Genomic DNA, 24,528 nt, shown 5'->3' on the forward strand with positions numbered 1-24,528 from the left:
TGTCATGTCTGGGTACGCCAAGCGCTGGGTGATGCCGCCTAGTGGCCAACCCAGCCTACGGTGCTGGCATCAGTCGTTCTGCAGCGCCTTGTAGTTGTAGCCAATGGGGTGCGGCAGATTGCGTGCCTGGGCGATCTCGATCTGCTTCTGGCGCTCGCGGGCGGCCTGGCGGGTCTTCTCCGGCAGCGAGTCCCAGCAATGCGGGCAGCTGACGCCCGGGCTGTAGAACTCGGTCTGACGATCTTCCGCCGAGATCGGGTTGCGGCAGGCGTGACACTGGTCGTAGTCGCCCTCGGAGAGGTCGTGGCGCACGGTCACCCGGTTGTCGAAGACGAAGCAGTCGCCCTGCCACTTGGTCTCTTCCTGCGGTACCTCTTCCAGGTACTTGAGGATGCCGCCCTTGAGGTGGAACACCTCCTCGAAGCCGGCGCCGAGCATGTAGCTGGAGGCCTTCTCGCAGCGGATGCCTCCGGTGCAGAACATGGCGACCTTCTTGTGCTTGCTCGGGTCGAAGTGAGCCTGGATGTACTCGGGGAACTCGCGGAACGACTTGGTCTTCGGGTCGATGGCGCCCTCGAAGGTGCCAATGGCCACTTCGTAGTCGTTGCGGGTGTCGATCAGCAGCACTTCCGGGTCGCTGATCAGGGCGTTCCAGTCCTTGGGCTCGACGTAGGTGCCGACGCGCTGGTTGGGGTCCACGCCGGGCACGCCGAGGGTGACGATTTCCTTCTTCAGCTTGACCTTGGTGCGGTAGAACGGCTGCTCGTCGCAGTAGGATTCCTTGTGGTCGACATCGGCCAGGCGGGCATCGCGCTTGAGCCAGGCGAGCAGGCCATCGATGCCGGCGCGGGAAGCGGACACGGTACCGTTGATGCCTTCCTCGGCGAGCAACAGGGTGCCTTTCACGCCGTGTTCGAGCATGGTGTTCAGCAGGGGTTCACGCAGCGCCTGGTAGTCCGGCAGGGAGACGAACTTGTACAGGGCCGCGACGACGATCTTGTCGGTCATGCGGACGCTCTCCAGTGGTCGCCCTCGCAAAGGGCGGACCGGGGATGTAAATGAAAGCGCCGGCACGGAGCCGGCGCGGGGGCAATTCTAACCCAGGCGGACAGGATTCTGCAGCCGGGGCGGGATCAGTGGTGCAGCAGCCAGTCCGTCAGTGGTCGTGCTTGCTGCCACCACGGCAGGTCGGCGAATCCGGAGCAAAGCCCTGCTGCGCCCACTCCTCGGGGGTGTAGGTGTGCAGCGCAAGGGCGTGGAACTGTCCCATCAGCTCGCCCAGGGTGGCGTAGACCTTCTGGTGGCGCTTGACCGCGTTCAAGCCGTGAAAGGCCGGGCTGACGATCACCGCCTTGTAGTGGGTTTCCTGGCCACGACTATGCATGTGACTCTCGTCCACCACGTCCAGATGTTCGGGTTGCAGGGCAGTCAGGGTCTGCAGCAGTTTTTCGCGCATCGTCATTTCAGGCATTTCCTCACTGTTTGCCGGGTTTCAATTCGGCACTCATCTGCCCCAGCAGGCGATCGACCTCCGGTGCGGCCGTACGCAGGCGTTCCTGGGTACGCTGGGCGGAGATCGCCATCAGCTGTGGCATTTGCTGCAACAGCTTGCTGCCCAGCGGCGTTTGATAGAAGGCGATCAACTGCTTGAGCTCAGCTTCAGTGAACGCATCACTGTACAGCGCCACCAGATCGGGGCCGAGTTTGTCCCAACCGACCACACGATCCAGCGCGGCGTTGGCCTGCGCCTGGTAGCGCTCCAGTACCGGTTTCTGCTCGGCCTTGCCGCCTGCCTGGGCAAAGCGCTGGGCGAACATCTGCTGCACCTGGCTGTAGGCCGGTACGGCCATGCGGTCGACCCGGGTCAATTCTAGAAAGCGCTCGGCCTCGGCGGCATGGCTGGCCTGTGGCTCGGCCAGCGCCGGAGCGCTGAGCAGTAACAGAGCGGAACAGATGAGGCGCAAGCGGATCATGGACACGTCCTTTCGGGGGTATTCGGCGGGCGGCCATTCTGCGCGCAGCGCGATTTGCACTCAAGCAAACGCCTGCGAGTGGGGTTAGCAAAAAGCCAGCACTTGCCCTCTACTGACACAACTGTGCATGCTTTGCGCCCCCCGAGGCGTCGGCAAGGATTTCGCACACAAGCCGCCGCACACACACGGATGTGTCTGATGAACACTTTTACTCGCCCGCTCACTACACATATCGCGCAACCACTGTGCGATGAGCGTGGCCGCCTGCTGGAAGCTGCCGTGGGCTGGTCAGCACGCCCGCGAGTGCACTGTGCCATACCGGGCCACCAGGGCCGCCGCAAGCGCTGGAACCATTGGTGCATCACCACCCCGGACTGGATGCTCTCGCTGACCTTCGCCAACCTCGACTACCTGGGCTATGGCGCCGCCTACTTTCTTGATCTGCATAGCGGAAAATCGGCCGCCCACACGCAATTACGCCCCTTCGGAGTGGGCTGCAAGCTGCCCGACACCCCCATAGAGAGTCACGCATTCGACCACCCTCGCCTGCAAATGAAAGCCGACGAGCGTGGCAATGCCGTGCGCCTAACCGTGGTGGCACCGGACATTGGCGGCCAGCCCCTGCACGTGGCGCTGGATATCCAGCGCCCGCCGCATCTGGACTCGGTCAATCTGGTCTGCCCCATGGGTGGCAAGACCTTCCATGCCACCAGCCGCCAGCTCGGTCTGCCCGTCAGCGGCAGCCTGCAACTGGGCCGCCGCCAGTACCTGTGCAGCACGGGGCAAAGCTTCGCCTCCCTCGATTTCGCCCGTGGCGTCTGGCCTCTGCACAGCCACTGGACACGTGCAGCCTTCGCCGGGCCAGGTGGTATCGCTGGCAATTTCGGCACCGGCTGGTGCGACTACAGCGGCCTGTCGGAAAACGCCCTGTGGTTTGGTGGCGAACTGCTGCGCCTGGAAGACCGGGTGGAGATCGAACAGAACCCACATGGCCCCCTGGCCCCCTGGCGTCTGTCCAATCCTGGCGGCCAGGTCGAGCTGTGCTTCACTCCCTGCCAGTTGCACCAGGCCACCCCCAAACTCGGCCCCTTTCATGCCGATACCCGCCAGTGGTTCGGCCGCTATGACGGCGTGTTGCGCGGGCCGCAAGGCGAGAAAGTGCCACTCATTAGCGCCTACGGCTGGCTCGGCGCCACCCACGCCCGCTGGTAGCGCCACACAGGGAACCCCGCTGCGCACGCGCGGCCTAAACTGCCGGAAACGACCCGGAGAGTTGCCATGAGCCGTACCGAAACCGACAGCATTGGCGCCATCGAAGTCCCCACAGAAGCGTATTGGGGTGCACAGACCCAGCGCTCGCTGATCAACTTCGCCATCGGCGAGCAACGCATGCCCCTGGCCGTGGTGCACGCCCTGGCGCTGATCAAGAAGGCTGCGGCACGGGTCAACGCACGCATCGGCAACCTGCCGCCGGACATCGCTCGCCTGATCGAACAGGCCGCCGACGAAATACTCGCAGGACAACACGACGAGCAGTTCCCCCTGGTGGTCTGGCAGACCGGCAGCGGCACGCAAAGCAACATGAACGTCAACGAGGTGATCGCCGGGCGCGCCAACGAGCTGGCCGGCCAGGGCCGCGGCGGCAAGAGCCCGGTGCACCCCAATGACCATGTCAACCGGGCGCAGAGCTCCAACGACAGCTTCCCCACGGCCATGCACATCGCCACGGCACAGGCTGTGCAACAGCAGCTGCTACCGGCGATCAGCCAGCTTTCCAGCGCCCTGAGCGAACAGGCCAAGCGGAACATGGGCCTGGTCAAGACCGGACGCACCCACCTGATGGACGCCACCCCCGTCACCTTCGGCCAGGAACTGTCGGCCTTTGTCGCCCAGCTGGGCTATGCCGAACAGGCCATCCGTGCCGCCCTGCCGGCCGTCTACGAACTGGCTCAGGGGGGCACCGCCGTCGGCACCGGCCTCAACGCTCCCAAGGGATTCGCCGATGCCATGGCCGCGGAACTGGCCGCGCAGGCCGGCCTGCCCTTCGTTTCCGCACCCAACAAGTTCGCAGCCTTGGCCGGCCATGAGCCGCTGACTGCACTGTCCGGCGCGCTGAAGACCCTGGCCGTGGCGCTGATGAAGATCGCCAACGACCTGCGCCTGCTGGGCTCCGGCCCGCGCGCCGGTTTTGCCGAGGTGAAACTGCCGGCCAACGAACCCGGCAGTTCGATCATGCCCGGCAAGGTCAACCCGACCCAGTGCGAAGCGCTGTCCATGCTCGCCTGCCAGGTGCTGGGCAACGACGCCACCATCGCCTTTGCCGCCAGCCAGGGCCACCTGCAGCTCAACGTGTTCAAGCCGGTCATCATCCACAACCTGCTGCAGTCGATCCGCCTGCTGGCCGATGGCTGCCGTAACTTTGCTGAACACTGCATCGAAGGCATGCAAGCGGATGCCCAGCAGATGGCCGCACATCTGGAGCGCGGCCTGATGCTGGTAACGGCGCTCAATCCACATATCGGTTACGACAAGGCTGCCAGAATCGCCAAGAAGGCCTACGCCGAGAACCTCAGCCTACGCGAGGCGGCGCTGGAGTTGGGCTATCTGAGCAACGATGAATTCGACGCCTGGGTTCGCCCAGAAAACATGCTGGAGTCCGGACAACATGGTTGAAACGATTAAGAGCGGCGCCACACCTCTGGAAGGCGACGGCAAGCGCATCCTGATGATTCTCGGCACCCCAAAGAGCGACAGCTTCTGTCACGCCATCGCCGAGGCCTACACCAACGGTGCGCGCAGCAAGGGTCACGTGGTTCGCCAGCTCAGGCTGGCCGACCTGCAGTTCGATCCCATCCTGCGCGAGGGTTTTGGCCAGAACCAGGCACTGGAGGCCGATCTTCTGGAAGCCCAGCGCTACATCCACTGGGCCGAGCACCTGGTGTTCGTCTACCCGGTCTGGTGGGGCGGCGTGCCGGCCTTGCTCAAAGGCTTTTTCGACCGCACCTTCCTGCCCGGCTTCGCCTTCAAATACCGCAATCGCTCACAGCTGTGGGACAAACTGCTGGTTGGGCGCACCGCCGACCTGCTGGTGACCCTGGATACGCCGCCCTGGTATTTCCGCTGGATCTACGGCGCGCCGGCGCACCGGCAGATGGTGCGCACCACACTCGGCTTTTGCGGGATCAAGACCCGCCGCCTGGTCGAATTCGCCCCGGTGCGCCCCTCCTCCGAGGAACAACGCCAGAGCTGGCTGCGCCGTGCCGAGAATCTGGGCGTTAAGGCTTAGAGCAGTGCCAGGCGGCGCGCCCTGCGTGCGCGTACGCCGGCCACGATCGAAGGTCCCAGGGCAACGAGCGCGGACCCCAGCACCACCAGCAAGGCGCCGCCATAGCCCAATGCATTGATCTGCTCGGGCAGCACATGCTCAGGCCAGAGGGAAGCCGCCAGGGCCACGGCGGAAAAGGTCACCAAAGGCGTCACCGCCAGGGTTGCACTGACACGCGAAGCTTCCCAATGCGCCAGGGCCTCGGCAAAGGCGCCATAGGCGACCAGCGTATTCAAGCAGCAGGCCAGCAACAGCCATCCCTGCAGCGGCGACAGCTGCAGAGCCTGCAGCGGGTGCGCCCAGGGCGTGAGGATCAGGGCGCAGGCCAGGTAGATCACCAGCATGATCTGCGGCGAACTCCACTGGGTCAGCAGCTGCTTCTGCGCCAGGCCGTAGAACACCCAGACAAAGGCCGCCGCCAGCACGATCAGCACGCCGGTGGTGTAGGTGGTCAGCGAGGTCAGCAGCTCGTCCAGGCGCTGATTGAAGAACAAGCCGAAGCCCAGCAACAGCACACACATGCCGATGCCCTGGCCCAGGCTGAACGACTCACGAAACACCAGCAGGCTGGCGAGCAGAAAAAGAATGGGAGCCATCTGGATCACCAGCTGCGTGGTGCCTGGGCTAAGCAGATTGAGGCCGATCAGGTAGAGCACGTAGTTGGCCACCAGGCCGCCGATGGCCAGCGCCAGCAAACCCAGGCCGCGCCGTCCCAAAGGCGCGAAGCGCGGCAAACGGCGGCGGGCAGCCAGCCAGACGAACAGGATCGAGCCGGCCACCAGCAGGCGGTACCAGGTGACGGTAATCGGGTCCATCACCTGCAGCACTTCTTTGAGCTTGATTGGCAGGATGCCCCAGAGCAACGCAGTGGTCAGGGCGAGCAGCAGGCCAGAGAGCCAGCGGCCGGAGGAGATGTGCATGATGGCCTCGAAACAGGCAGAGCGGGCAAGAACGGCATTGTAGGGTTGCGACGGCAGGCCTCACAGCCACAGTTGACCACTCGGACAGGCAGAAACTGTGCTGCCGACACGCCAACAATCGATCAAAAAACAACCACCCGTCGCCCACTCCCAGTCCGCTCTGGACCGAGCACTACACTCCAACCAAGTACATCCTGCGGCAGGAGGTTTTGCCATGTTTGGTCAACGCACAATGGATGCCGCGCCCGGCACCCACTATCGGAGCGAGCGGGTCAGCGCAGTCAACGGTCAGTATTTCTTCTCCACACGCGAGGGCACTCTGGAAGGCCCTTACTTCACCCGCGTCGATGCCGAGCGGGAAATCGCTTTCTACATACGCCGCATGAAGCAGGCCAACGACATCATCGAGAGCCGCGCCTTCTAGCACGAGGCTTTCAATCCTCGGCGAAGGCCTTTTCCAGTGCATCATTGATGGTGCGCAGCACCTTCACGCGGGCAAAACGCTTGTCGTTGGCCTCGACCAGCGTCCAGGGCGCGATCGACGTGCTGGTGCGGTTGACCATGTCCCCCACTGCTGCTCGGTAGTCATCCCACTTGTCACGGTTGCGCCAGTCCTCTTCGGTGATCTTGAAACGCTTGAAGGGAATGGCCTCGCGCTCCTTGAAGCGCTTGAACTGCTCATCCTGGTCGATAGCCAGCCAGAACTTCACCAGCACCACGCCAGCACCAACCAGCTGCTCTTCAAAATCGTTGATTTCGCCGTAGGCGCGTAGCCAATCGGCGGGTTCACAGAAGCCCTCGACCCGCTCCACCAAGACCCGCCCGTACCAGGAACGGTCGAACACGGTGAACTTGCCACGTGCGGGAATGTGTCGCCAGAAACGCCACAGGTAGGGCTGGTCGCGCTCCTCCTCGGTTGGCGCCGCAACCGGCACGATGCGGTATTGCCGCGGATCCAGAGCCGCTGCCACCCGACGGATCGCTCCGCCCTTGCCAGCCGCGTCATTGCCTTCGAACACGGCCACCAGGGCATGCCGGCGCATGCGCTTGTCGCGCATCAGCATGGCCAGCCGCGCCTGTTCCACGGCCAGCATGTCCTTGTACTCATCCTTTTCCAGCGCCTGGCTGAGGTCGAGACTGTCCAACAGGCCACGGTTGTCCAGGCTGGCGATCATCGGCGCCACGTGCGGCTGCGGAATACGCCGGGTCTTGGCCTTGAGCGCAGCCTGCAGGCCATCGAGCAGAATGCGCCCGACCATCAGGCTGCGATAGTTCTCGTCACTGCCCTCGACCACATACCAGGGCGCAAAGTCGCGGCTGGTACGGCGCAGCACCCGTTCGCCGTGGCGCACGAACTTGTCGTAAGTCTTCGACTGCAGCCAGTCCAACGGGCTGATGCGCCAGGCATGCTGCGGGTCGTCCTGCAGCGTTTTGAGCCGTACCTTCATCTGTTTCTTGGACAGGTGGAACCAGAATTTGAAGATCAGCGCGCCCTCGTCGCAGAGCATTTGTTCCAGCGCCAAGGCGTTGTCGATGGCCTGATCCAGTACGGCATCCTTGAAATGCCCGTGCACCCTGCCCTGCAGCATCTGGCTGTACCAGTTCCCGAAGAAGATGCCGATCCGCCCCTTGGGCGGTAGCTGCCGCCAGTAGCGCCAGGCCGGCGGCCGGGCGAGCTCTTCGTCGGTCTGCACATCGAAGGTGTTGACCTGAATCAGGCGCGGATCCATCCACTCATTGAGCAGCTTGACCGTCTCACCCTTGCCCGCACCCTCGATTCCGTTGATCAGGATGATCACCGGAAAGCGCCCCTGCTGCTTCAGCTCGTACTGCGCCTCCAGCAAGCCCTCACGCAACGCCGGCACTTCGCGCGCGTAGGTTTCCTCGTCAATTGCATGTCCCAACTCGGCGGACTCGAACATAGCGGTCTCCCTGTCTCGATCCGCTCAGCCTAGCGGATTGGCCGGCGCTTAGGGGCTACAATGCGCGCCTGTCTGCAAGGTGCCCCGATGTCCGACTCCCATACCGCCCAGCTTGACTGGGATGAACAAGGCATACCGCTGTCACGCCAGTTCGGCGATGTGTATTTCTCCCGCGAAGACGGACTGGGCGAGACTCGCCACGTTTTTCTCGATGGCAACGACCTCGCACCGCGTTTTGCCGCCCTGCCGGCCGGTGGGCGCCTGATCATCGGCGAAACCGGTTTCGGCACCGGCACCAATTTCCTCTGCGCCTGGCAGCTATTCGAGCAATTGGCGCCTGCCGACGCGCAGCTGCACTTCGTCAGTGTCGAGAAGTACCCCCTGAGCAACCACGACCTGCGCCGCGCCCTGGCGCTGTGGCCGGAACTGGCGCCCTGGAGCGAACCGCTGCTGACGCAGTACGTGGCCATCCACCCTGGCTTTCAGCGCCTGCTGCTGGCCGGCGGCCGGGTGGTGCTGACCCTGTTGATCGGGGACGCCCACGACCTGCTGCCGCAGCTGGATGCCCAGGTCGACGCCTGGTTCCTCGACGGCTTCGCCCCGGCGAAGAATCCGCAGATGTGGACGGCCGACATCTTCGCCCAACTGGCCCGGCTCTCGGCGCCTGGCGCCAGCCTGGCCACCTTCACCAGCATGGGTGATGTGCGCCGCGGCCTGATCGCCGCTGGCTTCACCATGCGCAAGCGACCCGGCCACGGCAAGAAATGGGAGTTCCTCTGCGGTCATTACGCAGGTGCCGCAGCCACCCCTGAAAAGCCCTGGTATGCCCGCCCCCACCAGGCAGACAAGCGCGAGGCGCTGGTGATTGGCGCCGGCCTGGCGGGGTGTGCCACCGCGGCGAGCCTGGCTGCACGTGGTTGGCAGGTGACGTTGATCGAGCGTCACGCCGATATTGCCCAGGAGGCCTCAGGCAACCCGCAAGGCGTGCTCTACCTGAAGCTGTCGGCTCACGGCACTGCGCTGTCGCAACTGGTGCTGGCCGGCTTCGGCCATACCCGTCGCCTGTTGCAGCGTTTGCAGCCAGATGCCTGGTCGGCCTGCGGTGTGCTGCAGCTGGCCTTCGATGCCAAAGAGTTTGAGCGCCAGAGCAAACTGGCCGAGGCCTTTCCGCCCGCTCTGCTGCAGATGCTGGGACAGAAGCAGGCCGAGGCGATCGCCGGGGTCGAACTGCCGGCCGGCGGGCTGTTCTACCCCGAAGCCGGCTGGGTACATCCACCGGCCTTGTGCCACCTACTGGCCGAGCATCCGGGGGTGCGCCTGCTGACGCATAGTGAAGCGCTTGACCTGCGCCGAGTCGCTGGCCGCTGGCAGGCGCTGGATGGCGCACGCCTGCTGGCCGAGGCGCCAGTGGCGGTGCTGGCCGGGGCCGCCGAGGTGCAACGCTTCGCCGCCGAACTGCCACTCAAGCGGATTCGCGGACAGATCACCCGCCTGCCGCAGACCACCGCCAGTGCCGCGCTGAACTGCGTGGTGTGCGCCGAGGGCTATGTGGCGCCAGCACGCCAGGGCGAGCACACCCTGGGCGCCAGCTTCGACTTTCACAGCCAGGACTGCACACCAACCGCCGCCGAACACGCGGGCAATCTCGACTTGCTGCGGGAAATCTCCACGGATCTCAGCCACCGTCTGCACGCCGACTCGCTCGAGCCAGCTCAACTGCAGGGCCGGGCAGCCTTTCGCTGCACCAGCCCGGATTACCTGCCCATCGTCGGCCCGCTGGCCGACCCCGGCGCATTCGCCAGCGCCTACGCCGTGCTCGGCAAGGACGCCCGCCAGCTGCCGGATGCCCCCTGCCCCTGGCGGGAGGGCCTGTACGTCAACAGCGGCCACGGCTCCCGTGGGCTGATCAGCGCACCACTCAGCGCCGAACTGCTGGCGGCCTGGCTGAATAATGAACCCCTGCCCGTCTCGCGCGCGGTAGCCGAGGCCTGCCATCCCAATCGTTTCCTGCTGCGCAAACTGATCCGCGGCCAATGACCGCAGGCTGACACGACGAGTGACGGTTGTCTTTTCTACCTTCGAACATATACTCCCCCCTGTATATAGATAGGGAGTATGTCGATGCGCCTGTTCACCACCCTGCTCTGCTGTGCCCCACTGCTCGCCCAGGCCACCGATCTGGCGCAACTGCGCAGCGAGGCCGAAGCCCTCATCCCGCCGTTCCAGCAACAGCTGCTGGCCAGCGTACAGACCGCGGTCGCCGCAGGCGGCCCGACCCAGGCCGTCGAAGCCTGTCGCCAGCTGGCGCCCGGCATCGCCCAGCAGCACAGCGTCGCGCCCTGGCAAGTGGGGCGTACCGCGCTGCGCCTGCGCAATCCGGATAACCGCCCGGACGCCTGGGAGCAGGCCGTGCTGGAGGACTTCCAGCGCCGCAGCCAGGCTGGCGAGGCTGTCGCCAGCCTGAACCGTGCCGAAGTGGTGGACGGTGAGTTCCGCTACATGCGCGCCATCGCCACCGGCGAGCCCTGCCTGGCCTGTCACGGCAGTGCGATCAAACCCGAGCTGGTGCAGTTGCTCGACCGCCATTACCCGCAGGATCAGGCCCGCGGCTTCGCCGCCGGCGAACTGCGCGGTGCCTTCACCCTGCGCCGTCCTCTGGAGCCCTGAGATGACTACCCCCAGCACCCAGCAACAGGACGCCATGCTCAAGCGCCTGGCCCGTGTCGAGGGTCAGATCCGCGGCATCCAGGCGATGATCCGCCGCGGCGAGGAGTGCGAGGCCATCGCCCAGCAATTCGCTGCTGCGCGCAAGGCGCTGGATAAGGCTTACCAGGAAATGCTCGCGTGCCTGCTCGAGGAAACCGTGCTCGACCCCACGCGTGACGACGCCGAAACGCTGGCACGCGTACGTGCCATCTTCACCAAATACACCTGAACCCTATACCCCCAGGGAGTACCCTGAAATGACCGACACCATCTGCCTGATCGACGCCCCGCGCTTCGCCAGCGCCCGCCAGCTGGGGCATGTGCGCTTTCTTATCGACGTGCGCAGCCCGGCCGAATTCCGCGCCCAGCACGTGGCCGGCGCGCGCAATGTGCCGCTAGACCAGATGCAGCCGGCCGAACTGGTCCGGCAACTGCGTCAGGAAGGTCTGCAAAACGGCGATGAGCTGTACCTGATCTGCCAGAGCGGCCAGCGCGCACGACGCGCAGCCGAGCAATTGCAGAGCCTGCTGCCCGGCGTACAGGTGATCGAAGGCGGCACCGAGGCCTGCGTAGGTTGCGGCCTGCCCATCGAGCAGGCGGCCAGCAACGTCATCAGCATCCAGCGCCAGGTACAGATCACCGCCGGCAGCCTGGTGTTGCTCGGCGTGATCCTGGGCACCTGGCTGCATCCCGGCTGGTACGGGCTGGCCGGGTTTGTCGGCGCCGGGCTGACTTTCGCCGGCCTCAGCAACACCTGCGCCATGGCCCTGCTGCTCGCCCGAATGCCCTGGAATCGCTGATGGATCTTCTGCTGCTGGAGGCCCTGGGCATCGGCGCCATACTGGGCCTGCTACTCGGCCTGACCGGCTCCGGCGGCTCGCTGGTGGCTCTGCCCCTGTTGCTCAGCCTGCACCTGCCACTGCGCGACGCCATCGGTGTCAGCCTGGGCGCCGTGGCGCTGACCGCACTGATCGGTGCCGTACCGCGCGCCCGCCTCGGCCAGGTGGCCTGGCGCCCTGCGCTGCTGCTGGCCGTCGCTGGCCTGCCCGGCAATGCCGTGGGTCAATGGCTAGGTCGACAGATACCCGAGCTACTGTTGATTCTCGGCTTCTGCGCACTGGTCTTGTGGAGCGCCTGGCGCATGTGGCGCAGCTCATGCCAGGTACGCAGCGGTAGCGGTCCGCTACGCAGCATCCCACTCGTGCTGATCGGCCTGGCGGTCGGCGTGTTCTCCGGTCTGATGGGGGTCGGCGGCGGCTTCATGGTGGTGCCCGCACTGCTCGCCTTCACCCCTCTGAGCATGCTGGCCGCCAGCGCCACATCACTGGCGGTGATTGCCCTGGTGTCGGGTGGCGGCTTCGCCCTCTACCTCAGTGGCGCCAATCCGTCCCTGGCGCTGCTGGCCGGGCTGACCCTGGGCGGCGCCGGTGGCGTGCTGGGCGGCAATGCCCTGGCCCAACGCCTGGGCGGGCAAATCCTGCAGCGCCTGTTTGCCCTGATGCTGGTCGCGGTCAGTCTGTCTCTGGCCGTGCAGAAAATTTCCGCAGGAGTCTGATCATGCTTTTCCGCCAACTGTTCGATAGCAACAGCTCGACCTACACCTACCTGCTGGCCGATGCCGGCGAGGCCGTTCTGATCGACCCGGTGAAGGAACATCTCGACAATTACCTGCGCCTGCTCCGGGAACTGGAACTGCGCCTGGTGTTGGCTATCGATACCCACACCCATGCCGACCACATCACCGCACTCGGCGGGCTGCGTGACGCCACCGGCTGCCGCAGCGGTTTTGGCGCCCAGAGCGGCAGTGTCTGTGCCAGTTTCACCTTCGCCGAGGGCGAACACCTGGTCTTCGGCGGTAAGGCACTGATCGCCTGGCACACACCGGGCCATACCGATGATTCGTATTGCTTCCTGCTGCCCGCCATGGCGCAGCAGCCGGGCAAACTGTTCACCGGCGACACCCTGCTGATCCGCGGCAGCGGCCGCACCGATTTCCAGAATGGCAGTGCCCGCGCTCAGTGGGCCAGCCTGCAGCGCCTGCTGGCCCTGCCGGGTGACACCGAGGTCTGGCCTGGCCACGACTATCGCGGCTGGACCTGCTCCAGCATCGCAGAAGAGGCCGCGCACAATCCGCGCCTGCAGGTGGCCGATGTCGAGGCCTATGTCGAGTTGATGGGCAATCTCAAGCTGCCCAATCCCAAGCTGATGGACGTCGCCGTGCCGGCCAATCGCGGCTGCGGCTTGGGCTAGTCGCTCTCTCCACACATTTCTGCCACGCGCAGCAAGGCAGCGGTCAGGCTGTGCCGCTCCCACTCCGGCAGTGCGCCGAAGGCCGTGCGCAAGGCCGGCGGCAGCAAGGGCGGCGCCTCGGCCAGCAGGCTGCGGCCAACTTCGCTGGTCGACAGCCACTGCCGACGGCGATCCTGATCATCACGCTGACGCTGTAGCAGGCCGCGCTCTTCCAGACGCTCCAGCATGCCGGAAAGCGTCGCCGCGCTCAGGCTGACACGCCCGCTCAGTGCGCTCGCGGTCAAGCGCCCTTCGGCATCGAGCACACGCAGAATCATCAGTTGCATGGGGGTCAGCCCGCCGAAGCGTCCCAGGCGCTTGGCATGTACCTCACCCGCCTGCTGCAAACGGCGCATGGCACGAAACAGGGCTGGCTCGAAGGCTGACAAATCGCATTCAGTAGGAATTATTTTTTCTGTCACATAGCCATCCTTATCGGAAATAAAACTTTGACATCAAAGCATTATTTTGTTTTGGTGTAAAAGGATTCGTCATCGGACGGACACCTCCCCAACGGCAAAACCGGTAAGGATATATGTGCGGAATCGCTGGAGAAATACGCTTCGACCAACGCCCGGCCGACCTGGCCGCTATCGAGAAAATCACTCATCACCTGGCCCCTCGCGGCCCTGACGCCTGTGGCTTCCACAGCAGCGGGCAGATGGCCTTCGGCCACCGCCGCCTGAAGATCATGGATCTGGAGCCTGCCTCAGGCCAGCCCATGATCGATCACCAGCTGGGCTTGACCCTGGTGTTCAACGGCGCCATCTACAACTATCCCGAGCTGCGCGCCGAGCTGCAGGCCCTGGGCTATCAGTTCCACTCAAACGGCGATACCGAGGTGCTGCTCAAGGGCTACCACGCCTGGGGCGAGAACCTGCTGCCGAAACTCAACGGCATGTTCGCCTTCGCCATCTGGGAGCGCGACCGCGAGCGCCTGTTCATGGCCCGCGACCGCCTTGGCATCAAGCCGCTGTACATGAACCAGGATGGCAACCGCCTGCGTTTCGCCTCGACCCTGCCGGCCCTGCTGCAGGGCGGCGGCATCGACACCAGCCTGGACCCCGTGGCGCTCAACCACTACCTGAACTTCCATGCCGTGGTACCGGCGCCGCGTACCCTGCTTAGTGGCGTGGAAAAACTGCCGCCGGCCACCTGGCTGCGCGTCGAGGCCGACGGCAGCCGCGAACAGCATTGCTGGTGGCAACTGCAGTTCGGCCCGCAGCGCGACGAGGTGCCGTACGAGCTGAACGACTGGCGCGATCTGGTGCTCGACGGCCTGCGCGAGGCGGTGAGCATTCGTCAGCGCGCCGCCGTGGATGTCGGCGTGCTGCTCTCCGGCGGGGTGGACTCCAGCCTGCTGGTCGGCCTACTGCGCGAAGCCGGGGTCGACAACCTCTCGACCTTCTCCATCGGCTTCGAGGATGCCGGCGGCGAGCGCGGCGACGAGTTCCACTACTCCGATCTGATCGCCAACCACTACGGCACCCGCCACCATCAGCTGCGCATCGGCGAGCACGAGATCATCGAACGCCTGCCCGAGGCCTTCCGCGCCATGAGCGAGCCGATGGTCAGCCACGACTGCATCGCCTTCTACCTGCTGTCGCGGGAAGTGTCCAAGCACTGCAAGGTGGTGCAGAGCGGCCAGGGTGCCGATGAGCTGTTCGCCGGTTACCACTGGTACCCGCAGGTGGACGGTGCCCAGGATGCCTTCGCCGCCTACCGCAAGGCGTTCTTCGACCGCGACCACGCCGAGCTGCTGGAAACCCTGCAGCGCAAGTGGCAGGGCGAGGACTGGGCCGGCGAGTTCGTCCGCGAGCACTTCGCCATGCCGGGCGCCGCCGCGCCGGTGGACAAGGCCCTGCGTCTGGACAGCACCATCATGCTGGTCGATGACCCGGTCAAGCGGGTCGACAACATGACCATGGCCTGGGGCCTGGAGGCCCGCGTGCCGTTCCTCGACTATCGCCTGGTGGAGCTGTCGGCACGCATCCCGGCACGCTTCAAGCTGCCCGATGGCGGCAAGCAGGTGCTCAAGGAAGCCGCACGCCAGGTCATCCCCCACGAGGTGATCGACCGCCCCAAAGGCTATTTCCCGGTGCCCGGCCTCAAGCACCTGGAAGGCGCCACCCTGGGCTGGGTACGCGACCTGCTGCTCGACCCCAGCCAGGATCGCGGCCTGTTCGAGCCGGCCATGCTCGACCGCCTGCTCAGCGATCCACGTGGCCAGCTCACGCCCCTGCGCGGCTCCAAGTTGTGGCAGTTGGCCGCGCTCAATCTCTGGCTCAGCGAACACGGACTCTAGGGCTGTATCAGCCCTGGACCGCAAGACAACGACCAAGGAGCAACACCATGCGTGCCACTGCCTATAACCAACGCCTGCTGCGTGGTCAACCGCCGTCTTATCAGCGTCTGCAGGCTCACCTGGCCAAGGACGGAACCGAACAGGGCCAGCCGCAGCATATCCACTGCGGCTGGGGCCGCCTGCTGATCGGTCAGACCTACCCGGATGCCGCCGCCCTGGCCGCCGAGCTGCTCAACGAGCGCCCCGGCGAGCGTGATATCGCGCTTTACGTGGCCGCGCCACAACAGGTGCTGGCCCAGGCGCCGCAGCAACTGTTCCTCGACCCCTCGGACACCCTGCGCCTGTGGTTCACCGACTACCGCCCGGCACGCCGCAGCTTTCGCGGCTTCTATATCCGCCGGGTGCAGAGCGAGGCCGACTGGGACGCCGTCAATTGCCTGTACCTGCAGCGCGGCATGCTGCCGGTCGACGTCGAGCACCTCACCCCGCGCGAGGAAGGCGGCCCCAGCTACTGGTTGGCCGAGGATGAAAGCAGCGGTCAGATCATCGGCACGGTGATGGGCCTCAACCACCTCAAAGCCTTCGCCGACCCGGAAGGCGGCAGCAGCCTGTGGTGCCTGGCCGTGGCCCCGGACTGCCAGCGCCCGGGCGTGGGCGAGGCGCTGGTGCGCCACTTGATCGAGCACTGCATGAGCCGCGGCCTGAGCTATCTCGACCTGTCGGTGCTGCACGACAACCTGCAGGCCAAGGCGCTGTACGCCAAGCTGGGCTTTCGCGACCTGCAGACCTTTGCCATCAAGCGCCGCAACGGCATCAACCAGGCACTGTTCCTCGGCCCGGGCCCGGAGGCGGAGCTCAACCCTTACGCGAAGATCATCGTTGACGAGGCCCAGCGCCGCGGCATCGAGGTGCAGGTGACCGACGCCGAAGCCGGCCTGTTCACCCTCAGCCAGGGCGGGCGGCGCATTCGCTGCCGCGAATCGCTGTCGGACCTGACCAGCGCCGTGAGCATGACCCTGTGCCAGGACAAGCGCCTGACTCACCGCGCCTTTGCCCGCGCCGGCCTGAGCCAGCCAGCCCAGCGCCTGGCGGGTGATACCGAGAGCAATGCCGCCTTCCTCGCCGAACACGGCAGCGTGGTGGTCAAGCCGGTGGATGGCGAACAGGGCCAGGGCGTTGCGGTCGACCTGCGCGGTCACGAGGAGCTGGAAGAAGCCATCTCCCGCGCCCGCCAGTTCGACAGTCGCGTGCTGCTGGAAAGCTATCACCCAGGCTTCGATCTGCGCATCGTGGTGATCGGCTATGAAGTGGTTGCCGCCGCCATTCGCCATCCGGCCACCGTGGTCGGCGATGGCGTGCACAGCATCGGCGCGCTGATCGAGACCCAGAGTCGCCGCCGCCAGGCCGCCACGGGTGGCGAGAGTCGCATCCCGCTGGATGCCGAAACCCAGCGCACCCTGCACGACGCCGGCTACGACTACTCCAGCGTGCTGGAAGCCGGGCAGCGCCTGGCCGTACGCAAGACCGCCAACCTGCACACTGGCGGCACCCTGGAAGATGTCACGGCCATTCTCCACCCAACACTGGCCGAGGCCGCGGTGCAAGCGGCACGCGCTCTGGAAATCCCGGTAGTCGGCCTGGACCTGCTGGTGCCGGCAGCCGATCAGCCCGAGTACGTGCTGATCGAGGCCAACGAACGGGTCGGCCTGGCCAACCACGAGCCGCAGCCGACCGCCGAACGCTTCGTCGACCTGCTGTTCCCGCTCAGCCGCCTGCACCCCTGAATACTCCCCCGCTCCCGGCCGGGAGCGGGACTGCATCCTTGAGGAGCTGCCATGTCGCAACTGCCCGAACCCGATCTTGCCTACCTGCGCCAGGTGCTGCTGGAAATGCTGGCCATCCCCAGCCCGACCGGTTTTACCGACACCATCGTGCGCTATGTTGCCGAACGCCTGAACGAGCTGGGCATCCCCTATGAACTGACCCGCCGCGGCACCATCCGCGCCACGCTCAAGGGCAAGCGCTACAGCCCGGACCGTGCGGTGTCGGCGCACCTCGACACCATTGGCGCCAGCGTGCGCGGCATCCAGGACAATGGTCGCCTGAGCCTGGCGCCGGTCGGCTGCTGGTCGAGCCGCTTCGCCGAGGGCAGCCGGGTCAGCCTGTTCACCGACAAGGGCGTGCTGCGGGGCAGCGTGCTGCCGCTGCTGGCCTCCGGTCATGCCTTCAATACCGCCGTGGATCAGCTGCCGGTCAGCTGGGACCATATCGAACTGCGCCTTGACGCCGTCACCGAAAGCCGCGCGCAGACCATCGAGCTGGGCGTCGAGGTCGGTGACTTCATCGCCTTCGACCCGCTGCCGGAGTTCACCGAAAGCGGCTACATCAGCTCGCGCCATCTGGACGACAAGGCTGGCGCGGCCGCCCTGCTCACCGCGCTCAAGGGTGTGGTGGAAAGTGGCCTGGAGCCGGCCATCGACTGCCACCCACTGTTCACCATCACCGAGGAAGTTGGTTCCGGCGCCGCCGCCGCGCTGCCCTGGGATGTCAGCGAGTTCGTCGGCATCGACATCGCCCCGGCCGCACCTGGCCAGCAATCCAGCGAGCATGCGGTGAGCGTGGCCATGCAGGACTCCGGCGGGCCCTACGACTACCATCTGTCGCGCCATCTGCTGAAGCTCGCCGCCGAGCAGGACATCCCGGTGCGCCGCGATTTGTTCCGCTACTACCACAGCGATGCGCAATCGGCAGTCACCGCCGGTCACGATATCCGCACCGCCCTGCTGGCGTTCGGCTGCGACGCCACCCACGGCTACGAGCGCACCCATATCGACAGCCTGGCCGCCTTGAGCCGCCTGCTTGGGGCCTATCTGCTCAGCCCGCCAGTGTTTGCCAGCGACGCGCAGCCGGCCCAGGAGCACTCGCTGGAGCGCTTCAGTCACCAGATCGAGCACGACACGCAACTGGGTAGCGACACCCAGGTGCCGAGCATCGAGAGCGTGCTGGGTACCCGGCCACCGGCAGGCGACTGAATCTGCCGGCTGACCGGCAAGCCCCTTGATGGCAAGTCGACATCTGCGTAATAGTGCGGGCAATAATTATTAGAAGCCCTGAAGGTCGGCCAATGCCTCGTTTGTTTCTGGCTATGCTGCTGCTCTGCTTGGGCGGGCCGCTGTGGGGAATGTCCCCGGCCCCGCTGGATAGTGACAATATTCGCCTGTCGCTGGCGCCCTATCTGGGTTACTACGAGGATCGCGACGGCAGCCTGGGGGTTGCCGACGTACAGCGTCTGCCTGACAACGCCTTCAGATCCATCACCAGTGTCAACATCAACCTGGGCAAGAATGCATCCACCTGGTGGATCAAGGTGCCCCTGCGCAACAGCCGGCAACACGCCCTGGGCGGCTACCTGGAAGCCAACTACGCCCTGCTCGATCAACTCGACCTCTACCTTCACACCTCGACAGGCGAGCTACAGCACCAACATGGCGGCGATCTTCTGCCCTTCGACCAACGCCCGGTCAATGTCCGCCACTTCTGGTTTCCCCTCGAACTCCCCTCCGGCGACAACACGCTGTACCTGCGGGTGCAAAGCACCAGCACCTTGTTCGTCCCCCTGGTATTCAGCACCTATGCCGCCAGCGCCGCCGACCAGGAAATCCTGATGGGGCTCAACGGCGCGTACTACGGCGTGCTGTTCGCCATGTTCGTGTACAACCTGTTTCTGTTCATGGCCCTGCGCGAGCGCGGCTATTTCTGGTATCTGGTCTACATCGTCAACATCGGCCTGCTAGGGCTCAGCATCGACGGCCTGCTGTTCAAGATGCTGCCCGACCAGGTCGCCCTGCAGGCGGTGAGCATCTACATCATCATGTTCCTCCACGGCCTCACCTCCGTGCAGTTCAGCCGCCACTTCCTCAACCTGCCCCAGCACTTCCCCCGCCTGGACCTGGGCATGCGCTTGCTGATGCTTGGCGTTTTGGGCTGTCTGGTAGCGCTGCCACTACTGGGCTTCGCAGTGTGGAGCACGCTTTCCAGCCTGACCGTGCTGGTGGTATCGCTGATTCTGTTGCTGGCCGGCATCTATGCCTGGAGCCAGGGCCTGCGTCACGGCTCCTACTATGTGCTGGCCTGGAGCGTGCTGCTGGTGTCCTTCGTCATGATCACCAGTGCATCCCTGGGGACGGAAATCTTCGGCGTCTACAGCTCGGCAGTCGTCAAGATAGGCGTGGTGATCGAGCTGCTGACCCTGTCCCTGGGCCTGGCCGACCGCATCAACCAACTCAAGGAAGAAGGCTTCCACTCCCGCGAAGCGGCCACCCGCGCCGAGATGGAGAACCAGGCCAAAAGCCGCTTCCTGGCCAAGATGAGCCACGAGATCCGCACCCCGCTCAATGGCGTGCTGGGCATGCTGCAACTGCTACGCAACACCCCCCTGGACAACCACCAACGCGTCTACCTGGACACTATCAACAGCTCCGGGCAGAGCCTGATGGCGGTGATCAACGACATCCTCGATTACGCCCGCATCGAGTCCGGCAAGCTGAGCCTGGAAGACATTGAGTTCGACCTGGAGCAACTGCTGTCAGACACCCTGATGCTGTTCACCGCCCAGGCCCTGGACAAGCGCCTGCGTCTCTATATCAGCCTGGAAGGCGGTGTGCCACAGCGCATCAGCGGCGACCCGACCCGCCTCAAGCAGGTACTGATGAACCTGTTGGGCAACGCCGTGAAATTCACCGAGCAGGGCAGCGTCACCCTGACGGTAAGCCGACGCAGCAACAGCACGGGGCAATACCACCTGGTCTTCGCGGTCACCGACACCGGCATTGGCATCAGTGAAAGCACCCGCGGCCAGCTGTTCAAATCCTTCTCCCAAGGCGACTCCAGCACCACCCGACGCTTTGGCGGCAGCGGCTTGGGGCTGGCCATCTGCAAGGAGCTGGTGGAAATGATGGGCGGTGGCATCGAACTGCAGAGCACCCCAGGTCAGGGCACACGCTTTGCTTTCGACATTCCGCTACACCCGGTTAACTCCGGGGACGAGGAGTTGGCTAAGCTGCTCGCCAACCGTACCGCCCTCCTCTGCTCCATGGACAGCCAGGGCCTGGATTGCCTCGACCCTCTATTCAGACGCTGGGGCATGCGCACTCAGCGCTGTCGCGACCCCGAACGCCTGCGCGCCGACCTAGAGGAGTTCACGTCACCGCCCCTGCTGGTGTTGATGGAGCCCTGGCCCGGTATTGGCAGCCACTGGCTGGACAATCTGAGGCCCTACCTGCAACAGGGTCAGCGCGTGCTGCTGCTCAGTTCGGCAGGTGAACGCCAGGCATATCCGCACCACCATCAGCTCAAGCTGCTCGGCCTGCCGCTGCCGCTGTCCCTGGTAGCCCTGCGGGAAACGCTGCTGAAGCTGTATCGCGAGCAGCCCAGCGCAACCCTGTGCCGCCTGGAGCCTGCACCTCAACGGGTGGGCAAGGTGCCCTGCATCCTGGTGGCCGAGGACAATCGGGTGAACCAGCAAGTGGTGCAGGGGCTGCTCAAGAGCCGCGGCTACCAGGTCCGCCTGGTTGGCGACGGCCAGTCGGTGGTCGACGAGTACCGGCGCAACCCGAGCGCCATCCAGCTGATCCTGATGGATTACGAGATGCCCGAACTGGACGGTCTGGAGGCCACCCGACAGATCCGTCGCCTGGAATACAACAAGCAGCTGCCGGCGGTGCCGATCATCGCCCTGACCGCCCATATCCTCGATGAACACCGACAGCAGAGCCTGCAAGCCGGCATGAACGATTTCCTCGGCAAACCCCTGGATAGCCAGCAGCTGTTCGCCCTGCTCGACCACTACCTGCTCGCCGAAGCCCATGCAACCGATTAGCATGCCCAGCCGCCAACAGGAGCCACCATGCTGATCCCCCACCAGATGCTCGAAGCCGAAACCCTGACCCGCCTGCTGGAAGACTTCGTCACCCGCGAAGGCACCGACAACGGCGACGACACGCCACTGGCCACCCGCGTGGAGCGGGCGCGCCAGGCGCTGGAAAAAGGCCAGGCCGTGATCGTCTTCGACCCGGACAGCCAGCAATGCCAGCTGGCGCTACGCGAGGAAGTGCCGCGGGAGTGGCTGGAAGACTAGTGACTGGTGCAGCGCGGGCCAAACAGAATGATTGAGGCGCCAATCAGGCACAGCGCCGCGCCCAACCAGTCCGACAGCAGCGGCCGGGTACGCTCTATCAGCCCCAGCCAGAACAGCGAAGCCACGATGTAAACCCCGCCGTAGGCGGCATAGGCGCGCCCGGCATAGGTCGCCTCGATGCGGGTCAGCAGCAGGGCGAATACGGTCAGGCTGAGCAGAGCCGGTGCAATCCACCAGGCACTCTTGCCCAGACGCAGCCACATCCAGAAGGCATAGCAGCCGGCGATCTCGAACAGCGCAGCGAGAAAAAACCACAGGTAGTTGAGCATTGCTCTCCCCACTCAGCCGCGCAGGCTGCCCTCGCGCTCCCACACGCAACGCACCCGCAGATCGCTTTCCTGCGGAGTATGAAAACCGCTCTCGGATTCCCAGCGGAAAGTGTGCATGCCGTTCAGCTCGGTTTCCAGGTGTACCACCGCGTTGGCCCAGTACAGGCGCTTGAGCAGTGTCTCGAACGCCTTCACCCACAGGCTCCACTCGTATTCGATGGCCTGGTAGCTGGCGCCGAAGTGGATCACCTGGGTCTGGTACAGGCCCTCGCCCTCACCATTACAGAAGGAAAACATCTCGCGCCCGAGAAAGGGCCAGGCCTCGCCCTGAGGCAGCTGCGCCAGGACGCGCTGGTTGCTGGCGCGGCGCAACAGGCACTGCTCGCGGTCGGCAGACGGCCAGTCGCGGATGCAGCCATAGACGATGGATTCGGACTCCACGCGGGTACTCCAGAAAGTGCAGGCTGCCTTCTAACACAGGGGTAGCCCGCTGCAAAGGAACCAGTCCCTAAGAACCTGTTCACGATCTGCTGCGCGTCGGCTAAACGGCGTTGAAAACAGCCTCGGGCTGCTCATTTACCACTCGTAAACTCCGCGCCCTCGGCCGGTTTTCGCCGCCGTTTATCTCCAGCTCGCGAGATCGTGAACAGGTTCTAAGTCGGCTGTTTCGGCGGGCGCAGCGCCCAGGCCAGCACGCTCATCAGCACGCCCATGCCGGTCAGCGCCATGAAAGGTACCTGGTAGTTACCTGCCAGATCACGCCCCAATCCCGTCAGGATCGGCGCCAGGCAGCCCAGGCTGTAGCCGGCAAACAGCATCATCGCCGTCCAGCGGCTGACCGCCAGCGGCGACTGCACCTCGTACAGCGGCAAGACCAGGGACAAGGCAAACGAACCACTCAGGGCGAAGCCCATCAACACGGCCCATACCTCGGGCAGCCAGTTGGGGGCGAAGGTGATCATGCACAGGCTCAGCGTCAGGCTGAGGCTGCACGCTACCAGCAAGGGTTGGCGAATGCCGAAGCGCTGTGCCAGCCAGGGCAGCAGCCAGGCGCTGGGCAGGCCTACCAGCATGAACAGGCTGAACAGTGCATTGCTGTGCAGCATACTGAGCCCGGCCTCGTGGTAACGCGCCACCAGCCAGGTGGCCAGGGTGTAGAAAAAACCAGCCTGGATGGCGAAGAAGCCGGTGACCAGCCAGGCACGCGGCACGCGCCAGGGTAAGCCCTGCTGCTCCCCGGCATTGGCGCTCTCCGGCTGGCTCGGCACCCGCAGCCAGAGCACGAACGCCAGCAGGGCCGGTACGCACCAGGCAGCCAAGCCCAGGCTCCAGTCACCGCCCAGGCCATGGGTTAGCGGCGCGGTCAGCACCGCGCCACTGGCGCCGCCAATGGCCATGCTGAAGGAATACCAGCCCACCACCTTGCCCACCCGCTCGCGAAAATGACGCTTGATAAAGCCGGACAACAGCGGGCCGGCAATGGCAATGCCCGCGCCCAACAGCACGGCACTGCCGATCAACACCACGGAAACATGCCCACCCAGACGGGCCAGCAGGGACAGCGCAATCAGCGCCAGGCAGGCGGCAATGGTCCGCTCCAGGCCAAAGCGCAGTGCCAGGCGCGGCGCCAGTGGCGCGAGCAGCCCCATGCACAGCACCGGCAGGGCAGTGGTCAGGCTGACCAGACTGCGGCTGAGGGACAGTTCATTGGCGATGCGTTCGATCAACGGCGCAAAGGAGGTGATGCCGGGGCGCAGATTGATGGCCGCCAGGACCAGCGCCAGCATCAACAGGGCAGGAGAAAAGGGCTTCACGAAGACTCCGTGGTCACGACGGGCAATCACCCTACCCCTCACACCACGAACCGCACAAGATTTCAGCCGAAAAATCTAACCAACTAGACAGTTTTCAGCAGCCATCTGGATGGCCACATACCCTAGAACCAAGGCAAAAAAATGGTTCTTCACGGAATACCGGGGTAACCCCAAAAAAGAACGGCGATCTGGTTGAAGATGTTTGTGCGACCAAACCTCTAAACCAGCACCGCCGTTCTGATGCCAAATGCTACTTCTTTCCCTCCGTTTTGGGAGGGTTTTTCTATTGTCTCCATCAATGCTGATGCCGCCCCCCTGCAGATCGAGCTAGAGCCCAACCCGCTACATCTACCCCGCTGCGGCAGTTGCCAGCAACCCTGTTCATCAATCCACGAATACTGCACACGGCGAATCCGCGTTCTACCGATACTGGGACGCCCGGTTGTTTTGCAGGTTCGATTGCGGCGGCTGTCCTGTTTCCGTTGCGGTCAGCGCATGGAGTGGATCAGCTGGTTGCAGCGCCACGCCCGACTGACGCAGCGTCTGGCCGACGCCGTGGCACTTTGCTGTGCACGACTGCCTACCCGGCACGTGGCCGAGATGTTTGGTTTGCACTGGGGCACCGTGCGCTTGCTTGAGCGACGAGCCCTTGAAGCAAAGCTGACGGCACTCTCTGCACCGCAACCCAAGCGCCTGGTGATGGATGAGTTCGCCCTCTACAAGGGGCATCGCTATGCCAGCGTGGTATTGGATGCCGAGACTCGGCGGGTTCTCTGGATCGGCGAGGGGCGTAGCCGCGAGTCCATTCG

The 24,528-nt window shown here is 64.8% G+C and carries 25 protein-coding genes; 16 read left to right on the forward strand and 9 right to left on the reverse strand.

Features of this window, described 5'->3' with window-relative positions:
• Nucleotides 1-69: 69 nt before the first annotated feature.
• The 3 genes from ACF8C6_RS12120 to ACF8C6_RS12130 all read right to left on the reverse strand — a co-directional run bounded on the left by ACF8C6_RS12120 (nt 70) and on the right by ACF8C6_RS12130 (nt 1,973).
• Nucleotides 70-1,008 (reverse strand): rhodanese-related sulfurtransferase, encoded by a 939-nt coding sequence (locus tag ACF8C6_RS12120; RefSeq protein ID WP_392499524.1) that lies wholly within the window; start codon nt 1,006-1,008, stop codon nt 70-72.
• A 148-nt stretch (nt 1,009-1,156) separates the two neighbouring features.
• Nucleotides 1,157-1,462 (reverse strand): BolA family protein, encoded by a 306-nt coding sequence (locus ACF8C6_RS12125; protein ID WP_392499525.1) that lies wholly within the window; start codon nt 1,460-1,462, stop codon nt 1,157-1,159.
• A gap of 13 nt (nt 1,463-1,475) precedes the next feature.
• Nucleotides 1,476-1,973: a DUF2059 domain-containing protein gene (locus ACF8C6_RS12130; protein ID WP_392499526.1), complete on the reverse strand. Its 498-nt coding sequence runs from the start codon at nt 1,971-1,973 to the stop codon at nt 1,476-1,478.
• A 198-nt stretch (nt 1,974-2,171) separates the two neighbouring features.
• On the opposite strand from ACF8C6_RS12130, the gene ACF8C6_RS12135 reads away from it, so the two are divergent.
• From ACF8C6_RS12135 to ACF8C6_RS12145, 3 genes are all read left to right on the forward strand, one after another.
• On the forward strand, nt 2,172-3,185 hold the full coding sequence (locus ACF8C6_RS12135; RefSeq protein ID WP_392499527.1) for a DUF2804 domain-containing protein: 1,014 nt from the start codon (nt 2,172-2,174) through the stop codon (nt 3,183-3,185).
• Nucleotides 3,186-3,251: 66 nt separating this feature from the next.
• Nucleotides 3,252-4,646, forward strand: coding sequence for a class II fumarate hydratase (locus tag ACF8C6_RS12140; protein WP_392499528.1), 1,395 nt, complete (start codon nt 3,252-3,254; stop codon nt 4,644-4,646).
• Nucleotides 4,639-5,259, forward strand: a complete 621-nt coding sequence (locus ACF8C6_RS12145) for an NAD(P)H-dependent oxidoreductase (RefSeq protein WP_392499529.1) — start codon at nt 4,639-4,641, stop codon at nt 5,257-5,259. Before ACF8C6_RS12140 ends, ACF8C6_RS12145 begins: the two co-directional genes overlap by 8 nt.
• Here ACF8C6_RS12145 and ACF8C6_RS12150 read toward each other — a convergent pair.
• Nucleotides 5,256-6,218 carry a DMT family transporter gene (locus tag ACF8C6_RS12150; RefSeq protein ID WP_392499530.1) on the reverse strand — a complete coding sequence of 321 codons (963 nt, stop codon included), beginning with the start codon at nt 6,216-6,218 and terminating at the stop codon, nt 5,256-5,258. The genes ACF8C6_RS12145 and ACF8C6_RS12150 overlap by 4 nt on opposite strands.
• A 214-nt stretch (nt 6,219-6,432) precedes the next feature.
• On the opposite strand from ACF8C6_RS12150, the gene ACF8C6_RS12155 reads away from it, so the two are divergent.
• On the forward strand, nt 6,433-6,642 hold the full coding sequence (locus ACF8C6_RS12155; protein ID WP_392499531.1) for a DUF6316 family protein: 210 nt from the start codon (nt 6,433-6,435) through the stop codon (nt 6,640-6,642).
• Nucleotides 6,643-6,652: 10 nt separating this feature from the next.
• On the opposite strand, the gene pap is transcribed toward ACF8C6_RS12155, so the two are convergent.
• A complete protein-coding gene (gene pap / locus ACF8C6_RS12160; protein WP_392499532.1) occupies nt 6,653-8,140 on the reverse strand; it encodes a polyphosphate:AMP phosphotransferase in 1,488 nt (495 codons plus the stop codon).
• An 87-nt stretch (nt 8,141-8,227) separates the two neighbouring features.
• Between pap and mnmC the strand changes: the two genes are divergently transcribed.
• From mnmC to ACF8C6_RS12190, 6 genes are all read left to right on the forward strand, one after another.
• Nucleotides 8,228-10,177 carry a bifunctional tRNA (5-methylaminomethyl-2-thiouridine)(34)-methyltransferase MnmD/FAD-dependent 5-carboxymethylaminomethyl-2-thiouridine(34) oxidoreductase MnmC gene (gene mnmC, locus ACF8C6_RS12165; RefSeq protein WP_392499533.1) on the forward strand — a complete coding sequence of 650 codons (1,950 nt, stop codon included), beginning with the start codon at nt 8,228-8,230 and terminating at the stop codon, nt 10,175-10,177.
• Nucleotides 10,178-10,261: 84 nt separating this feature from the next.
• Nucleotides 10,262-10,807 (forward strand): DUF3365 domain-containing protein, encoded by a 546-nt coding sequence (locus ACF8C6_RS12170; protein ID WP_392499534.1) that lies wholly within the window; start codon nt 10,262-10,264, stop codon nt 10,805-10,807.
• A 1-nt stretch (nt 10,808) separates the two neighbouring features.
• On the forward strand, nt 10,809-11,075 hold the full coding sequence (locus ACF8C6_RS12175; RefSeq protein ID WP_392499535.1) for a metal-sensing transcriptional repressor: 267 nt from the start codon (nt 10,809-10,811) through the stop codon (nt 11,073-11,075).
• 28 nt (nt 11,076-11,103) lie between these two features.
• Complete coding sequence (locus tag ACF8C6_RS12180) at nt 11,104-11,646, forward strand: rhodanese-like domain-containing protein (RefSeq protein WP_392499536.1); 543 nt, start codon at nt 11,104-11,106, stop codon at nt 11,644-11,646.
• The gene (locus ACF8C6_RS12185; protein ID WP_392499537.1) at nt 11,646-12,401 is read left to right on the forward strand and encodes a sulfite exporter TauE/SafE family protein; all 756 of its coding nucleotides are present in this window, start codon (nt 11,646-11,648) and stop codon (nt 12,399-12,401) included. Before ACF8C6_RS12180 ends, ACF8C6_RS12185 begins: the two co-directional genes overlap by 1 nt.
• Before the next feature lie 2 nt (nt 12,402-12,403).
• A complete protein-coding gene (locus tag ACF8C6_RS12190; RefSeq protein ID WP_392499538.1) occupies nt 12,404-13,096 on the forward strand; it encodes an MBL fold metallo-hydrolase in 693 nt (230 codons plus the stop codon).
• Here ACF8C6_RS12190 and ACF8C6_RS12195 read toward each other — a convergent pair.
• A complete protein-coding gene (locus tag ACF8C6_RS12195) occupies nt 13,093-13,491 on the reverse strand; it encodes a MarR family winged helix-turn-helix transcriptional regulator (RefSeq protein ID WP_392499539.1) in 399 nt (132 codons plus the stop codon). The genes ACF8C6_RS12190 and ACF8C6_RS12195 overlap by 4 nt on opposite strands.
• A 179-nt stretch (nt 13,492-13,670) precedes the next feature.
• On the opposite strand from ACF8C6_RS12195, the gene ACF8C6_RS12200 reads away from it, so the two are divergent.
• From ACF8C6_RS12200 to ACF8C6_RS12220, 5 genes are all read left to right on the forward strand, one after another.
• On the forward strand, nt 13,671-15,440 hold the full coding sequence (locus ACF8C6_RS12200; protein ID WP_392499540.1) for an N-acetylglutaminylglutamine amidotransferase: 1,770 nt from the start codon (nt 13,671-13,673) through the stop codon (nt 15,438-15,440).
• Between the two features lie 47 nt (nt 15,441-15,487).
• The gene (gene ngg / locus ACF8C6_RS12205) at nt 15,488-17,224 is read left to right on the forward strand and encodes an N-acetylglutaminylglutamine synthetase (protein WP_392499541.1); all 1,737 of its coding nucleotides are present in this window, start codon (nt 15,488-15,490) and stop codon (nt 17,222-17,224) included.
• Nucleotides 17,225-17,275: 51 nt separating this feature from the next.
• Entirely contained in the window at nt 17,276-18,472 is a 1,197-nt protein-coding gene (locus tag ACF8C6_RS12210; RefSeq protein WP_392499542.1) for an osmoprotectant NAGGN system M42 family peptidase, read from the forward strand.
• Nucleotides 18,473-18,564: 92 nt separating this feature from the next.
• Nucleotides 18,565-21,318, forward strand: coding sequence for a 7TM-DISM domain-containing protein (locus tag ACF8C6_RS12215; RefSeq protein ID WP_392499543.1), 2,754 nt, complete (start codon nt 18,565-18,567; stop codon nt 21,316-21,318).
• A 27-nt stretch (nt 21,319-21,345) separates the two neighbouring features.
• Nucleotides 21,346-21,576 (forward strand): YheU family protein, encoded by a 231-nt coding sequence (locus ACF8C6_RS12220; protein WP_277690703.1) that lies wholly within the window; start codon nt 21,346-21,348, stop codon nt 21,574-21,576.
• Here the strand turns inward: ACF8C6_RS12220 and ACF8C6_RS12225 are convergent.
• The 3 genes from ACF8C6_RS12225 to ACF8C6_RS12235 all read right to left on the reverse strand — a co-directional run bounded on the left by ACF8C6_RS12225 (nt 21,573) and on the right by ACF8C6_RS12235 (nt 23,719).
• Nucleotides 21,573-21,905 carry a YnfA family protein gene (locus ACF8C6_RS12225; protein WP_392499544.1) on the reverse strand — a complete coding sequence of 111 codons (333 nt, stop codon included), beginning with the start codon at nt 21,903-21,905 and terminating at the stop codon, nt 21,573-21,575. The genes ACF8C6_RS12220 and ACF8C6_RS12225 overlap by 4 nt on opposite strands.
• Nucleotides 21,906-21,917: 12 nt before the next feature.
• Complete coding sequence (locus ACF8C6_RS12230; protein ID WP_277690706.1) at nt 21,918-22,346, reverse strand: hypothetical protein; 429 nt, start codon at nt 22,344-22,346, stop codon at nt 21,918-21,920.
• 212 nt (nt 22,347-22,558) lie between these two features.
• Nucleotides 22,559-23,719, reverse strand: a complete 1,161-nt coding sequence (locus tag ACF8C6_RS12235) for a CynX/NimT family MFS transporter (RefSeq protein WP_392499545.1) — start codon at nt 23,717-23,719, stop codon at nt 22,559-22,561.
• A gap of 240 nt (nt 23,720-23,959) precedes the next feature.
• On the opposite strand from ACF8C6_RS12235, the gene ACF8C6_RS12240 reads away from it, so the two are divergent.
• Nucleotides 23,960-24,528 (forward strand): helix-turn-helix domain-containing protein (locus ACF8C6_RS12240; protein WP_392499546.1); only part of this gene is annotated, 569 nt, incomplete at its 3' end.

The organism is Pseudomonas sp. zbq_18 (assembly GCF_043102245.1).
GTDB lineage: Bacteria > Pseudomonadota > Gammaproteobacteria > Pseudomonadales > Pseudomonadaceae > Aquipseudomonas.

Excerpts from the sequence above, each read along its gene's own strand:
- ACF8C6_RS12120 (WP_392499524.1), bottom strand. The coding sequence starts at position 1,008 with ATGACCGACAAGATCGTCGTCGCGGCCCTGTACAAGTTCGTCTCCCTG.
- ACF8C6_RS12125 (WP_392499525.1), bottom strand. The coding sequence starts at position 1,462 with ATGACGATGCGCGAAAAACTGCTGCAGACCCTGACTGCCCTGCAACCC.
- ACF8C6_RS12130 (WP_392499526.1), bottom strand. The coding sequence starts at position 1,973 with ATGATCCGCTTGCGCCTCATCTGTTCCGCTCTGTTACTGCTCAGCGCT.
- ACF8C6_RS12135 (WP_392499527.1), top strand. The coding sequence starts at position 2,172 with ATGAACACTTTTACTCGCCCGCTCACTACACATATCGCGCAACCACTG.
- ACF8C6_RS12140 (WP_392499528.1), top strand. The coding sequence starts at position 3,252 with ATGAGCCGTACCGAAACCGACAGCATTGGCGCCATCGAAGTCCCCACA.
- ACF8C6_RS12145 (WP_392499529.1), top strand. The coding sequence starts at position 4,639 with ATGGTTGAAACGATTAAGAGCGGCGCCACACCTCTGGAAGGCGACGGC.
- ACF8C6_RS12150 (WP_392499530.1), bottom strand. The coding sequence starts at position 6,218 with ATGCACATCTCCTCCGGCCGCTGGCTCTCTGGCCTGCTGCTCGCCCTG.
- ACF8C6_RS12155 (WP_392499531.1), top strand. The coding sequence starts at position 6,433 with ATGTTTGGTCAACGCACAATGGATGCCGCGCCCGGCACCCACTATCGG.
- pap (WP_392499532.1), bottom strand. The coding sequence starts at position 8,140 with ATGTTCGAGTCCGCCGAGTTGGGACATGCAATTGACGAGGAAACCTAC.
- mnmC (WP_392499533.1), top strand. The coding sequence starts at position 8,228 with ATGTCCGACTCCCATACCGCCCAGCTTGACTGGGATGAACAAGGCATA.
- ACF8C6_RS12170 (WP_392499534.1), top strand. The coding sequence starts at position 10,262 with ATGCGCCTGTTCACCACCCTGCTCTGCTGTGCCCCACTGCTCGCCCAG.
- ACF8C6_RS12175 (WP_392499535.1), top strand. The coding sequence starts at position 10,809 with ATGACTACCCCCAGCACCCAGCAACAGGACGCCATGCTCAAGCGCCTG.
- ACF8C6_RS12180 (WP_392499536.1), top strand. The coding sequence starts at position 11,104 with ATGACCGACACCATCTGCCTGATCGACGCCCCGCGCTTCGCCAGCGCC.
- ACF8C6_RS12185 (WP_392499537.1), top strand. The coding sequence starts at position 11,646 with ATGGATCTTCTGCTGCTGGAGGCCCTGGGCATCGGCGCCATACTGGGC.
- ACF8C6_RS12190 (WP_392499538.1), top strand. The coding sequence starts at position 12,404 with ATGCTTTTCCGCCAACTGTTCGATAGCAACAGCTCGACCTACACCTAC.
- ACF8C6_RS12195 (WP_392499539.1), bottom strand. The coding sequence starts at position 13,491 with ATGCGCCGTTTGCAGCAGGCGGGTGAGGTACATGCCAAGCGCCTGGGA.
- ACF8C6_RS12200 (WP_392499540.1), top strand. The coding sequence starts at position 13,671 with ATGTGCGGAATCGCTGGAGAAATACGCTTCGACCAACGCCCGGCCGAC.
- ngg (WP_392499541.1), top strand. The coding sequence starts at position 15,488 with ATGCGTGCCACTGCCTATAACCAACGCCTGCTGCGTGGTCAACCGCCG.
- ACF8C6_RS12210 (WP_392499542.1), top strand. The coding sequence starts at position 17,276 with ATGTCGCAACTGCCCGAACCCGATCTTGCCTACCTGCGCCAGGTGCTG.
- ACF8C6_RS12215 (WP_392499543.1), top strand. The coding sequence starts at position 18,565 with ATGCCTCGTTTGTTTCTGGCTATGCTGCTGCTCTGCTTGGGCGGGCCG.
- ACF8C6_RS12220 (WP_277690703.1), top strand. The coding sequence starts at position 21,346 with ATGCTGATCCCCCACCAGATGCTCGAAGCCGAAACCCTGACCCGCCTG.
- ACF8C6_RS12225 (WP_392499544.1), bottom strand. The coding sequence starts at position 21,905 with ATGCTCAACTACCTGTGGTTTTTTCTCGCTGCGCTGTTCGAGATCGCC.